General features: G+C 63.7%; 12 protein-coding genes. 10 read left to right on the plus strand and 2 right to left on the minus strand.

From position 1 onward, the window contains the following. Nucleotides 1-80: 80 nt before the first annotated feature. The gene (locus tag ACE10W_RS32830; protein ID WP_028173064.1) at nucleotides 81-1058 is read left to right on the plus strand and encodes a tripartite tricarboxylate transporter substrate binding protein; all 978 of its coding nucleotides are present in this window, start codon (nucleotides 81-83) and stop codon (nucleotides 1056-1058) included. A 123-nt stretch (nucleotides 1059-1181) separates the two neighbouring features. On the opposite strand, the gene ACE10W_RS32835 is transcribed toward ACE10W_RS32830, so the two are convergent. Continuing rightward, on the minus strand, nucleotides 1182-2864 hold the full coding sequence (locus tag ACE10W_RS32835) for a methyl-accepting chemotaxis protein (RefSeq protein ID WP_375762786.1): 1683 nt from the start codon (nucleotides 2862-2864) through the stop codon (nucleotides 1182-1184). A 59-nt stretch (nucleotides 2865-2923) separates the two neighbouring features. Then, nucleotides 2924-4059, minus strand: a protein-coding gene (locus tag ACE10W_RS32840; RefSeq protein ID WP_085973330.1) for an IS3-like element ISBj3 family transposase whose coding sequence is annotated in 2 segments (ribosomal slippage) — nucleotides 2924-3801 and nucleotides 3801-4059 — 1137 coding nt in all. Because the reading frame shifts where the segments join, the coding sequence is not laid out codon by codon here. Between the two features lie 346 nt (nucleotides 4060-4405). On the opposite strand from ACE10W_RS32840, the gene ACE10W_RS32845 reads away from it, so the two are divergent. The 9 genes from ACE10W_RS32845 (at nucleotide 4406) to ACE10W_RS32885 (ending at nucleotide 13318) form a co-directional block, all read left to right on the plus strand. Continuing rightward, nucleotides 4406-5449 carry a C-terminal binding protein gene (locus ACE10W_RS32845; protein WP_028173062.1) on the plus strand — a complete coding sequence of 348 codons (1044 nt, stop codon included), beginning with the start codon at nucleotides 4406-4408 and terminating at the stop codon, nucleotides 5447-5449. An 84-nt stretch (nucleotides 5450-5533) separates the two neighbouring features. Beyond that, the gene (locus ACE10W_RS32850; RefSeq protein ID WP_011089801.1) at nucleotides 5534-6880 is read left to right on the plus strand and encodes an ABC transporter substrate-binding protein; all 1347 of its coding nucleotides are present in this window, start codon (nucleotides 5534-5536) and stop codon (nucleotides 6878-6880) included. Nucleotides 6881-7049: 169 nt separating this feature from the next. Further along, nucleotides 7050-8006, plus strand: coding sequence for a carbohydrate ABC transporter permease (locus ACE10W_RS32855; protein WP_011089802.1), 957 nt, complete (start codon nucleotides 7050-7052; stop codon nucleotides 8004-8006). Beyond that, a complete protein-coding gene (locus tag ACE10W_RS32860) occupies nucleotides 7999-8895 on the plus strand; it encodes a carbohydrate ABC transporter permease (RefSeq protein ID WP_011089803.1) in 897 nt (298 codons plus the stop codon). Before ACE10W_RS32855 ends, ACE10W_RS32860 begins: the two co-directional genes overlap by 8 nt. 127 nt (nucleotides 8896-9022) lie before the next feature. After that, the gene (locus ACE10W_RS32865) at nucleotides 9023-9988 is read left to right on the plus strand and encodes an MBL fold metallo-hydrolase (protein ID WP_161536514.1); all 966 of its coding nucleotides are present in this window, start codon (nucleotides 9023-9025) and stop codon (nucleotides 9986-9988) included. Between the two features lie 48 nt (nucleotides 9989-10036). After that, on the plus strand, nucleotides 10037-11038 hold the full coding sequence (locus ACE10W_RS32870) for an alpha/beta fold hydrolase (protein ID WP_011089805.1): 1002 nt from the start codon (nucleotides 10037-10039) through the stop codon (nucleotides 11036-11038). A 20-nt stretch (nucleotides 11039-11058) separates the two neighbouring features. After that, nucleotides 11059-11523, plus strand: coding sequence for a DUF6130 family protein (locus ACE10W_RS32875; protein WP_028173059.1), 465 nt, complete (start codon nucleotides 11059-11061; stop codon nucleotides 11521-11523). Nucleotides 11524-11654: 131 nt separating this feature from the next. Continuing rightward, on the plus strand, nucleotides 11655-11837 hold the full coding sequence (locus tag ACE10W_RS32880; RefSeq protein WP_028173058.1) for a hypothetical protein: 183 nt from the start codon (nucleotides 11655-11657) through the stop codon (nucleotides 11835-11837). A gap of 125 nt (nucleotides 11838-11962) precedes the next feature. Then, nucleotides 11963-13318 carry an esterase-like activity of phytase family protein gene (locus ACE10W_RS32885; protein ID WP_028173057.1) on the plus strand — a complete coding sequence of 452 codons (1356 nt, stop codon included), beginning with the start codon at nucleotides 11963-11965 and terminating at the stop codon, nucleotides 13316-13318. The last annotated feature ends 169 nt before the right edge of the window (nucleotides 13319-13487 follow it).

Here is a 13487-nt window from a genome sequence, read left to right on the forward strand (position 1 = left end):
AAGGCAACAAACTCGAGCCTTCCGATTCCAACAAAGAGAAGCTAGGTTCCCCGCCAACGAAAAAGAGGGAACGACCAGACATGCTTTCAGCGTTGATTCGAAACCTGCGCACCATCGGCACGGCCGCGCTCTGCCTCGCCGCCTCGACCGCCGCACAGGCCGACAATTACCCCAGCCGCAACATCACGCTGGTGCTGCCCTTCGCGGCCGGCAGCGGCACCGACACCACGACCCGGCTGATCTCGCAGCATCTGTCGCAGGCGCTCGGCGTCGGCATCGTGATCGAGAACAAGGCGGGCGCCAACGGCATGATCGCGGCAACTTTTGTCGCGCGCGCCGCCCCCGACGGCTACACGCTGCTGGTGACGACCAACACGACGCATTCGGCCAATCCCTACCTGCTCAAGAGCCTCACTTACGATCCGGTCAAGGATTTCACCCCGATCGCGCGCACCGGCGATTTGCCCTTCATGCTGGTCATTCACCCCGAGGTGCCGGCCAAGACCGTCGGCGAGCTGGTCGCCTACGGCAAGGCCAATCCGGGCAAGCTGAGCTACGCCTCGGGCTCGTCGTCGGCGATCGTGTCGGGGGCGACCTTCGCGCACAATGCCGGGCTCGACCTGCTGCACGTGCCCTACAAGAGCTCGCCGCCGGCGCTCAACGACGTCATGGGCGGCCGCGTCTCGATGATGTTCGTGGACATCCTGACCGGCCTGCCGCACGTCAACGGCAACGCGCTGCGCGCGCTCGCCGTCACCACCAAGGACCGCTCTCCGCTGGTGCCGAACCTGCCCTCGATGCAGGAGGCCGGCGTGCCGGACTTCGACATCTCCTCGTGGCAGGGCTATTTCGGTCCGGCCGGCATGCCGAAGGAGATCGTGACGCGGCTCAACGCCGAGATCAGGAAGATCGTCGAGAAGCCGGAGATCAAGGCGCAACTCGCCACCCTCGGCATGGATGCCTTCTCGGGCACGCCGGAACAGCTCGGCACCTTCGTGAACGAGCAGCTGGTGCTGTGGGAGAGGCTGATCACCAACGCGAAGATCGAGAAGCAGTAAGACGGTCTCGTAGGGTGGGCAAAGTGTAACGTGCCCACCGAGACGTCACAGCGAACTCAAAAAGAAAGGTGGGCACGACGCTTACGCGTCTTTGCCCACCCTACGAATTCCGTGCGCTTGAGCTTACGCCGCGCGCACCTTGGCGAGGAAGCCGTCCACCGCGCTGCGTAGCGCGCCGGACTGGCTGTCCAGCTCGCGGGCGTTGGTGAGCACGTCGGTGGCGGCGGTGCCGGTCGCTTCCGCGGCCGAGGTGACGCTGCCAATATTGGCATTGATCTCGTTCGATCCGGCGGCGACCGACTGGATGTTGCGGGCGATCTCGCGCGTCGCCTCGCCCTGCTGCTCGATCGAGGCGGAAATGCCCGCCGTGATCTCGCTCATCTCGGCAATCGTCTGGGTGATGCCGCCGATCGCCGCGACCGCATCGCTGGTCGAGGTCTGCATCGCCGCGACCTGGGCGGAGATTTCCTCGGTGGCCTTCGCGGTCTGGTTGGCGAGCGCCTTGACCTCGGAGGCGACGACGGCGAAGCCGCGGCCGGACTCGCCGGCGCGCGCCGCCTCGATGGTGGCGTTGAGCGCGAGCAGGTTGGTCTGCGCCGCGATCGAATGAATGAGCTTGACCACCTCGCCGATCTTCTCCGCGCCGGTGGAGAGCTCCTGCACCGTGGCGTTGGTGCGCTCGGCGTCGTTGACCGCCCGGCTCGCCACTTCGGTCGAACGCGTCACCTGGCGGGAGATTTCCGCAACCGAGCTCGACAGCTCTTCGGCGGCGGCGGCAACCGTGCCGACATTGCCGGAGGCCTTCTGCGAAGCCGCGCCGACTGTCGCCGCGCGCGAGGAGGCGTCGCTCGCGGTCGCCGTCATCGACTGCGCCGTGCTCTGCATGCCGGCCGCGGCCGAGGAGACCGAGCGAACGATGCCGTTGACGCTGCGTTCGAAGTCGTTGGCGATCTCTTCCATCGCGCTGCGACGATCCGCCGCGGCGCGTTCCTTGGCGTCCGCCTCGGTCTTCTCGAGGTCACGAATACGGACCGCATTGTCCTTGAAGATCTGAACGGTCGAGGCCATTGCGCCGACCTCGTCGCCGCGGCCGACGCCGGGAATGTCACCCTCGAGCTTGCCGTCGGCGAGATCCTTCATGCGGGCGCCGAGCAGCGCCAGCGGACGGCTGATGCTGCGTCCGATCATCCAGGCGACGCTGCCGGCGACGATGACGATGCCGAGCATGGCGAGGCCGAGCAGCCAGTAGACCGGCCCCATCTTGGCGTCGATATCCTCGAGATAGGCGCCGGTGCCGAGATACATGTCGAAGCCGGGAACGGCGACCGCGTAGCCGAGCTTACGGATCGGCTTCTCCTGGCCGGGCTTCATGTATTCATAATACAGCAGGATCGAACCATTGGCCTTGACGCCATCCATCAGCTCGACCGACAGCCTGCGGCCGTTGGTCACCACATCCATGCGGTTGGCGCCGATCTGCTTCGGATCGGGGGCAAGCTGCGTGATGCCGTCATAGGACGTGCCGAACAGGTAGCCCGCACCGTTGTCGTAGGTCATCGCATTGCCGTAGCGGCGAAGCTCGGCCATGGCCGCGTCCTTCGTCATCTCGCCGGCATCGACGCGCTTCTTCAGCGCAGCGGCGTAGTTGCGCCCCAACTCGACGATCGCCTTGGCCTGGTCGATGCGCGCATTCACCATCTCCTGCTTCATCAGGTAGCCGGCGAGAACTCCGGAGATGCAAAGGCCGAACAGGGTAACACCGACAAGGATGCCAAGCTTGGGGGCGATCTTCAGATTGCTCAACAGAGCTGGCCCCGGTTATCTGAACAGCAATTCCGCGTCGATAAGTGGAGTTTCTGCCAGAGTTAGGCTGCCGCGCGGAACGGCAGCGGGCTGAAGTAAGCTTGATCGGGGGTGCCGCCGTCAAGGCTCGAGTGGGGACGCCGGCCATTGTAAAAGGCGAGGTATCGGCCGATCGAGGCGCGGGCGTCGGACACGGTGTCGTAGGCGCGCAGATAGACCTCTTCGTATTTGATGCTGCGCCACAGACGCTCGACGAACACGTTGTCGCGCCAGGCGCCCCGACCGTCCATGCTGATGGCGATGCCATGACTGGCGAGCATGCCGGTGAACGCGGCGCCCGTGAACTGCGAGCCTTGGTCGGTATTGAAGATGTCCGGCTTGCCATGGCGAGCGAGAGCGTCCTCCAGCGTCTCGACGCAGAATGCGGCTTCCATAGTGATCGAGACGCGCCACGACAGCACCCGGCGGCTGAACCAGTCCAGCACCACCGCGAGATAGACGAAGCCGCGCGCCATCGGGATGTAGGTGATGTCCATCGCCCAGACCTGGTTCGGGCCTGTGATCTCCATCCCGCGCAGCAGATACGGATAGATCTTGTGCCCGGGTTCGGGCTTGGTGGTACGCGGCCGGCGATAGAGCGCCTCTATCCCCATCCGCCGCATCAGCGTTTTGACATGCCGGCGGCCGATCTTGCACCCCTCGGCAGCCAGCAGGTCTCGCAACATTCGCGAACCGGCGAAAGGAAACTCCAGGTGCAGCCGGTCAAGCCGCTGCATGATCGCGAGGTCGGCGGGCGACACCGGACGTGGTAGATAATAGATACTGCCACGGCTGATCTTCAAAACTTCCGCCTGTTTGGTGATCGGCAGGTCGTGCTCACGGTCGATCATCGCTTTGCGCTCAGCAGGCCGGCTTTGCTGAGCGCGCCTTCTAAAAAATCGTTCTCAAGCGTCAGCTCCCCGATCTTGGCGTGCAGCGTTTTCACGTCTACCGCGGACTCGCTCGCTCTGTTGCCACCGCCAGGACCAAACACCTCGGCCGCCGCCTCCTGAAGCTGGGACTTCCACTGCGTGATCTGGTTCGGGTGCACGTCGAAATGCTCAGCCAGCTGGGCCAGCGTCATCTCGCCCTTGATCGCCGCTAACGCCACCTTGGCCTTGAATGCCGGTGCGTGTTGCCGGCGGGCTCGTCTGCTCATCGTCTCTCCTGATTCGCGGGACAATCTTGCCCGCCGTCAGGCAGAAACTCCACTTACCGCCCTGTCCAGATTTCCGGAGCCAGCTCTAACTTCACGATGGGCTCCTCGGGTGACGCGGGCTCGCGCAGACCTTTTTATTTGAATCAACTTTTAGTGTGTGACCCCTTAGCAAGTTACTTACGTGCCTCCGTAGAAGCCCTGACGATGCCGCGAAAACCGGCAAATAATGGTCAAGCCGGCAACCGGCGATTGTACGCACGCACCCCGATTTCGCGTAAAAGACGCAAAGGCCCGCCGAGAAGGCCGGGCCGCAACAAGAACCGACAAACCAAATCGGGAGCAGGAAATGCCGAAATACAGGGTGGTGACGCCGAAGGGCGCGAGCTTCACGGTCGCGGGCAGCGATTATTCCTACGAGCGCGAGGCGCTTGATCCGATCGACGCCGAGATCATCGAAGCTCCGGCCAACGAGGCCGAGTTCATTGCCGCCGCGAAAAACGCCGACGCCATCTATGCCAAGGGCATCCCGATCACCAAGTCGATCATCGACGCACTGGAGAACTGCAAGGTCATCACGCTCGGCTCGGTCGGCGTGGACAGCGTCGACGTGAAGGCCGCCACCGCGCGCGGCATTCCCGTCACCAACATCCCCGACACCTTCATCGAGGAGGTCGCGGACCACGCCATGATGCTGCTGCTCGCCGGCTTCCGCCGCCTGGTCGAGCAGGACAGGATGGTGCGCAGCGGCCGCTGGGCCGAGGGCCGGCCGGCGCTGCTGAAGATCCCGCGGCTGATGGGCCAGACGCTCGGCTTCATCTCGTTCGGACGCGTCGCGCGCGCGGTTGCGAAGCGCGCCGCGCCGTTCGGCCTGCGCATGATGGCCTACGACCCCTTCATCCAGGAAACGCTGATGTACGACCACGGCGTCATCCCCGCGACGCTGAACGAGGTGCTGTCGCAATCCGACTTCGTCTCGATGCACGCGCCCGCGCGGCCCGAAGTGCACCACATGCTGACCGAGAAGCACTTCCGGCAGATGAAGAAGGGCTCGATCTTCATCAACACCGGTCGCGGCGCCACGGTGGACGAGGAGAGCCTGATCAAGGCGCTGCAGGAGGGCTGGATCGCGCACGCCGCCCTCGACGTGCTGGAGAAGGAGCCGCCCTCGCACAACAATCCCATCCTCAGCATGGAGAACGTGACCCTGACCGCCCATGTCGCCTCGGCCTCGGCACGGTTCGACGAGGCACGCAAGCGCCGCGTGGGCTACGAATTGTCACTGGTGCTTCAGGGCATGTGGCCGGTAAGCTGCGTCAATCCGTCGGTGCTGCAAAGCACCGCGCTCCGCCGTTGGCAGCCCGTCAGCATGGATCGCGGACCGAACAGCTAGGCGGCCGGCCGCACGACGCGCCGGAAACAGGAAGACCCTTCACCGGCGATCAACGCCGGGAAGGGAGACAACAGGGAGGAACTGATGAGGAACGACCTGACACGTCGTGACGCCTTGGCGCTGGGCCTGTCCGCTGCGACGTTCGCGGCAACCGGTGCTGCGGCGCAAACACCGCCATCACAGATCAAGGCCGCCGATGTGCCGGCCCCCAAGCTCGCGATCGAGAAGGGCGCGAGCCTGCGCATGCTGCGGCCGGTGCGGTTCGTGCAGGCCGACGAGGACGTGTTTCGCGCCAACGCGGCCAAATTCACCAAGGAGACCGGGGTCGAGGTCAAGGTCGATTTCGTCGGCTGGGAGGACATCAACCAGCAGACCGCGGTGACGGCCAATTCCGGTGCCGGCCCCGACATCATCATCGGCTTCTCCGATGCTCCGCACATCTACATCGACAAGCTGATCGAGCTGACCGACGTCGCCGACTATGTTGGCAAGCGTTACGGCGGCTGGCTGCCGCTGGCGCAGCGCTACGGCAAGAGGAACAAGAGCGACGCCTGGATCGGACTGCCGTTCGGCGCCACCGCGGGTCCGCTGATCTACCGCAAGTCGATCCTGCAATCGGTCGGCTTCGACAAGGTGCCGGAGGACCACGCCGGCATCGTCGACCTCTGCCAGAAGCTGCAGAAGGCCGGCAAGCCGGCCGGCTTCGCGCTCGGCAACGCCAAGGGCGACGGCAACGGTTTTGCGAACTGGGCACTGTGGTCACACAACGCCGCCCTGCTCGACGAAGAGGGTAACGTCACCATCAACAGCAAGGAGACGATTGCCGCGCTGAACTGGGTCAAGCAGCTCTACCCGACCTTCATCGCCGGCACGACCTCGTGGAACGACGTCAGCAACAACCGCGCCTACTCCTCGCAGGAGATCGCGCTGACCGCCAACGGCGTCTCGCTGTACTTCTCGCTGAAGAACGATCCGGCGACCAAGGCGATCGCCGACGACAGCGAGCATCAGTTGCTGCCGAAGGGCGTCGCCAAGATCTCGCCGATGGCCGGCCTGACGTTGAACGCCATGGTGTTCAAGCACAGCCAGTATCCCAACGCCGCAAAGGCCTTCCTGCAATACATGCTGGAAAAGGACCAGTACGAGCCGTGGCTCAATGCCAACTCCGGCTACTGGGCCCAGCCGCTGGCCGCCTATGCCGATGCCGCCGTGTGGTCGCAGGACCCCAAGGTGAAGCTGTTCAAGGACACCATGAACAGCACCTATTATGACGGCTACAGGGGCCCGATCTCGACGGCGACCGGTGCCGTCAGCGCCGACTACGTTCTGATTCAGATGTGCGCGTCGGTCGCGACCGGCGCTGCCACGCCGGAAGCCGCAGCCGCGGAAGCCGAACAGCGCTGCAAGCGATACTTCCGGCGGCAGAAGTAACGGCCGCCGACAAAGCAACCGTTATTGCGAGGAGCAAAGCGACGAAGCAATCCAGACTGCATCCGCGGAAACACACTGGATTGCTTCCGCCTTCGCCAAGGCCTCGGCGGACAAGTCGCTTCGCTCGCAATGACGGTGTGGTGATAGCCCTGAACAGGACAACGACACGATGTCCGTGACCACACTTCCCCCTCTCGCCCTGGCCCAGCGGCAGCCGTCCTGGCTGGTGCGCCTGTTCGACTACAAGCCGTTCCTGATCGTGATGTGCCTTGCGCCCGCGATCGGGCTGCTGGCGGTGTTCCTGACCTATCCGCTCGGCCTCGGCATCTGGCTCGCCTTCACCGACACCACGATCGGCCGCAAGGGCGACTATGTCGGCCTGGAAAACTTCCAGTATCTGCTCACCGATCCCCTGTGGTGGAACGCGGTGTTCTACAGCGTGGTCTACACGGGCATAGCGACGTTCGGGAAGTTCGCGCTCGGCTTCTGGCTGGCGCTCCTGCTCAACAACCATTTTCCGTTCAAGAGCCTGCTGCGGGCGATCATTCTCCTGCCCTGGATCGTGCCGACGGTGCTCTCGGCGCTGGCGTTCTGGTGGATCTACGATCCGCAATTCTCGATCATCTCCTATCTCCTGGTCGACGTGCTGCACTGGCGGTCGAGCAACATCGACTTCCTCGGCTCGCCCTGGCCGGCGCGCTTCTCGCTGATCGTCGCCAATATCTGGCGCGGCATTCCCTTCGTCGCGATCTCGCTGCTGGCGGGCCTGCAGACCATCTCGCCCTCGCTCTACGAGGCTGCGATGCTCGACGGCGCCAGCGCCTGGCAGCGCTTCCGCTACATCACCTTCCCGATGATGATGCCGATCCTCGCCATCGTGATGACGTTCTCGATCATCTTCACCTTCACCGACTTCCAGCTCGTCTACGCCATCACCCGCGGCGGCCCCGGCAACTCCACCCATTTGCTGGCAACGCTGGCCTTCCAGCGCGGCATTGCCGGCGGCGAGCTCGGCGAAGGCGCCGCCATCGCGGTGTCGATGATCCCGTTCCTGGTGTTCGCGACGCTGTTCTCCTATTTCGGCCTGGCGCGCCGCAAATGGCAGCAGGGAGAGAGCAATGACTGACACCGTCGCGCAAGCCACACCCGACACCAAGGCGGCGCCCGACACCATGGCCTGGGATTCCGGGCTGCGGCGGCTGATGATGATCTACCTGCCGCTCGGCTGCTTCGTGCTGATCCTGCTGTTTCCGTTCTACTGGATGGCGATCACCTCGTTCAAGCCGAACGCCGAGCTGATGAACTACAAGGCGCACAATCCGTTCTGGATCTCCTCGCCGACGCTGGCGCACATCAAGCACCTCCTGTTCGACACCGCCTATCCCCGCTGGCTGTGGACGACGATGCTGGTTGCGATCGGCTCGACCACGCTGTCGCTGATCGCGAGCACGCTTGCCGCCTATGCGATCGAACGCCTGCGCTTCCGCGGCAGCCCCTATGTCGGCCTCGGCATCTATCTCGCCTACCTCGTGCCGCCGTCGATCCTGTTCATTCCGCTCGCCACCGTCGTGGTGCAGTTCGGCCTGTTCGACTCACCGATGGCGCTGATCCTGGTCTACCCGACCTTCCTGGTGCCATTCTGCACCTGGCTCCTGATCGGCTATTTCAAGTCGATCCCCTACGAGCTCGAGGAATGCGCGCTGGTCGACGGCGCGACGCGGCTCCAGATCCTGCGCCGGATCACGCTGCCGCTGGCCGTGCCCGGCCTGATCTCGGCCGGCATCTTCTCCTTCACGCTGTCCTGGAACGAGTTCATCTATGCGCTCGCCTTCATCCAGAGCGGCGCCAACAAGACCGTGCCGGTCGCGATCCTGACCGAGCTCGTCACCGGCGACGTCTACCAGTGGGGCGCGCTGATGGCGGGCTCGCTGCTCGGCTCGCTGCCGGTTGCGATCTTCTACTCGCTGTTCGTGGATTACTACGTGTCCTCGCTGACCGGCGCGGTAAAGGAGTAATCGGCGGTTGCACGCGACGATCGTGCAATCGCGATAGACTGCTCACTTCTTCCGTCCCATCATGTCACGGTGATGGCGGGTCGATCGCTGGCGCCGTCAATTTATCGCTCGAGAAAGCGAGAATTGCATGGGATCGCCAAATTCGTTATCGCGGCGCGGCTTTTGCCTGTGTTGCGTCGGCGGCGCCACGTTCGCCGCCTCCGCCGGATGGCTCACACCGCGCGAGGCCTACGCCGAGGCGCGCGGCCTCGTCAGCCTGATCAAGGACAGTGCGGCAATTTCTCCGATCACGGCCTCCAGGCTGCGCAACAATATCAGCGTGCTCGAAGGCTCCGGCGGCAACATCGCCGTCCTGACCGGGTCCGACGGCAAGCTCCTGGTCGATGCCGGCATCCGCGTGTCGCGCGCCCAGCTCACCAATGCGCTGGCCGGTCTCGGCACCGATCCCGTCACCCATCTCGTCAACACCCACTGGCATTTCGACCATGCCGACGGCAATGAGTGGCTGCATTCGGCCGGCGCGAAGATCATCGCACACGAGAACACCCGGAAGCACCTCCTCGGCGTTCAGCGCGTCGAAGACTGGGACTACAATTTCCTTCCGCTCGGACCCGGCGGGATTCCCAGCGAAGTGTTTGCCGGCAGCCACAAGCTCGGTCTCAACGGCGCCTCGATCAGCCTGAAATATTTCGGGCCCGCACACACCGACAGCGACGTCTCCGTCACCTTCGTGGAAGCCAACATCGTCCACGTCGGCGACACATTCTGGAACGGCATCTATCCGTTCATCGACTATTCGACCGGCGGCAGCATCGACGGGATGATCGCGGCATGCGACGCCAATCTCGCGGCGACCGACAAGGATACGATCATCATTCCCGGTCATGGCAAGCCGGTCAGCAACAAGGCCGAGCTTCAGGCGTTCCGCGACATGCTGGTCGCGATCCGCGACAACGTCGCCCGGCTGAAGGCGCAGGGACGCACCCGGGACGAAACCGTCGCGGCGAAGCCAACCGCGGCCTTCGACGCGCAATGGGGGCAGTTCGTGATCGACCCCGGCTTCTTCACCAGGCTGGTCTACCAAGGCGTTTGAGGAGCGGACGACTGACGTCCGACCACCGAGTTTAACGGGGAGACCGACATGAGCATCGCAGAATTCACACCGGCGCCAGCCCGGCTCGATCGGCGCCGCCTGATTCTCGGATTGTCCGGGATGGCTGTTGCCGCGGCTCCGCAGGCTGCATCGGCCAAGTCGCAAGCCGGCGCGCAAGGCGGCGGCTATCCGGTCGTCCATCATCGAACCACGACCGTCGACGGCATCAGGATCTTCTATCGCGAGGCGGGTCCGAAGGACGCACCTGCGGTACTGCTGCTGCACGGCTTCCCGACCTCCTCGCACATGTTCCGCAACCTGATCCCGGCTCTGGCCGACCGCTACCACGTGATCGCTCCCGACTACCCCGGCTACGGCCAGAGCGACATGCCGCCGCGCGCGTCGTTCAAGTACACGTTCGACCGTTTCGGTGAGCTCGTCGACGGCCTGCTCGATCAGCTCGGTGTCACCCGCTATGCGATGTATGTCATGGATTACGGCGCTCCCGTGGGCTGGCGGCTGGCGCTCAAGCATCCCGAGCGCGTCAGCGGCCTGATCGTGCAGAACGGCAACGCCTATGACGAAGGGCTGAAGAAGTTCTGGGATCCGATCAAGCAATACTGGGCCGACGGATCCGATGCGAGCCGGCAGGCGTTGATGAAGCTCGTCACGCTGGAGACCACGAAATTCCAGTACACCGACGGCATGTCCGACGTCAGCCGGATTTCACCGGACAACTGGGTGCACGATCAGGCGCTGCTCGACCGTCCCGGCAACAGCGAAATCCAGATGGACCTGTTCTACGACTACCGGACCAACCTGCCGCTGTATCCCGCGGTGCAGGCCTACTTCCGCAAGCACAAGCCGCCGACACTGATCGTCTGGGGCAAGAACGATTTCATCTTTCCCGCCGACGGCGCCCATCCCTACAAACGCGACCTGCCCCAGGTGGAATTTCACCTCATCAACACCGGCCATTTCGCGCTCGAGGACAAGTTCGACGAAATGGTCCCGCTGATCCGCGACTTCCTCGCCCGCAAGATCGCCTGATCCCTTCGGAAGGAACGGCCATGTACGCCCCCCTCGACTGCATGGCCGTTCTGGCGGCCTCCACATTGTTTGCAGCGACCGCCGTCGCCCAGACCGCCAGAGACGTGCGTGGCCCCTCCCCGCTGGTTGCGATCGAAAACGAGGCGCCCGCCCGGCTGATCGTCGATCCGCCGCTCGCCGAGCAGTTGGCGCGAGGCCTCGTCTTCATCCAGTATGCGACGGAAAACCTGCGCGTGGTGCCGGTGTTCGGTAAGGGCGCGCTCGACGTATCGCCACGCATCGGCCACGTCCACGTTACGGTCGACGACGCGCCGTGGCATTTTGTCGATGCCAGTGGCGAGACCGTGATCGTGGTCGGACTGAAGCCGGGCCCGCACAAGGTGCTGTTCGAGCTGGCCGATCCCACACACCGCGTGATCGACAGCAAGACGGTCAGCTTCGAGATTCCGCCACAGCCAAAGCCAGTGCCCTCGCCGGCGCGGTAAAGGAGTAGGACGAACTCAAGCCTGTGAGGCGCACGAAACGCGCCCGGATCGCGCTCTCGGGCGCTTTACAGACGACGATCTGCTGCATAGGCTCCAGAACATTATTTTTTTGATTTTTTGGAGCATTTGACATGAAGACATTGGTGTTGACCGTCATCGCTGTTCTGTTTCTCGTCCCCGTTGCGTCGAGCGCGCAGGCCCAAACCGGAACGTCGACTGCAACCAAGAAGAGCAGCAAGCAACCACAGACCAAAAATCTGCCGCGGTGCAGCCGCGCAAATCAGATGGCCGGCAAACCGTGTTACGGCGGGTAGCGCCGAGCAAGGAGTGACAAAACCCCGGCAACGCGCCGGGGCTTTGGCTGCGGCCTTTGGCCCGCTTTCACAAAACTGAAACAAGGGATCCGCATAAGGCATGCGTCCGCCAACAGGAGACGCACATGCGCGCGAGTTTTCTTGCCACCGTCGCAACGATCATTCTCACCGCGAGCACGGCGCTCGCCCAGAGCGAAGGTGAATTCCCGGCGAAGCTCGCCGGCCACGTGGTGATGCCGGCCGAATCGTTCATCGACGCGCCGGCGGATGCGCCCGCCGATCTCAAGACCTCCGGAAAGTACACCACCGGCAAGCGCGTCGACGCGCTCGGCACCGTGATGGGCAAATCCTATGAGCGGGCGACCGGCGTATCGCTGCCGTTCAAGGGCCAGCCGCTCCAGGGCCATTCCGGCATCAAGACCATGCCCGACGGCAGCTTCTGGGTCATCACCGACAACGGCATGGGCGCCCGCGCCAACTCGCCGGATTCGATGCTGTATCTCAACCGCTACAAGATGGATTGGGCGAGCGGCAAGATCGAGCGGCAGGAGACGATCTTCCTGCACGATCCCGACAGACGCGTGCCGTTCCGCATCGTCCATGAGGACACGCAGAAGCGCTACCTCACCGGCTCCGACTTCGACACCGAAGGTTTCCAGATCATCGGCGATACTTTCTGGATCGGCGACGAGTTCGGCCCCTACATCCTCAAGGCCGACAAGACCGGCAAGATCCTCGGTGTGTTCGAGACGGTTGCCGACGGCAAGCCGGTGCGCTCGCCCGATCACTGGGCGGTGGCGACGCCGGGCGCACCGGGCGCGACCTACACCAACGTCAACCTGCGCCGCTCCAAGGGGTTTGAGGGCTTTGCCTCGTCCAAGGACGGCAAGTTCCTCTACGGCCTGCTCGAGGGGCCGCTGTGGGATGCCGACAAGAAGGACTGGGAGAAGGTCGACGGCAAGGAAGCTTCCCGCATCCTCGAATTCGACGTCGCCGCGGAAAAGTTCACCGGCCGCTACTGGCAATACGTGTTCGAGCAGAACGGCAACGCCATCGGCGACTTCAACATGATCGATCAGGCCTCCGGCCTCATCATCGAGCGCGACAATGGTGAAGGCACGCCCGACAAGGCCTGCCCGCAGGGCACTCGCGGCGACAACTGCTTTCCTGATCTCGCCAAATTCAAGCGCGTCTACAAGATCGAGCTCACCGAGGCCAATGTCGGCAAGCCCGTGCGCAAGATCGGCTATGTCGACCTCATGAAGATCAAGGATCCCGACAAGAAGGCGCGCAAGCCGCTCAACGACGGCGTCTACACTTTCCCGTTCTTCACCATCGAGAACGTCGATCGCGTCGACGACTCCCACATCATCGTCGGCAACGACAACAACCTGCCGTTCTCGTCCAGCCGCGATCCCAACAAGGCCGACGACGACGAGTTCATGTTGCTCGAGGTCGCGGATTTTCTGAAGGCGAAGTAAGGCAACGGTCTCTCTTCAGCCGCCACAAACTCCGCCGTCGTCCCGGACAAGCGCAAGCGCAGATCCGGGACCCATAACCCCAGGCCGGAGTTGTGGCACGAGATGGTGGTGACGAATCTTCGCCAAACGCGACCCTGTGGTTATGGGTCCCGGATTTGCGCGCGCTTAG

Source organism: Bradyrhizobium sp. B025, from assembly GCF_042257955.1.
In the GTDB taxonomy this organism is placed as follows: Bacteria; Pseudomonadota; Alphaproteobacteria; order Rhizobiales; family Xanthobacteraceae; genus Bradyrhizobium; species Bradyrhizobium diazoefficiens.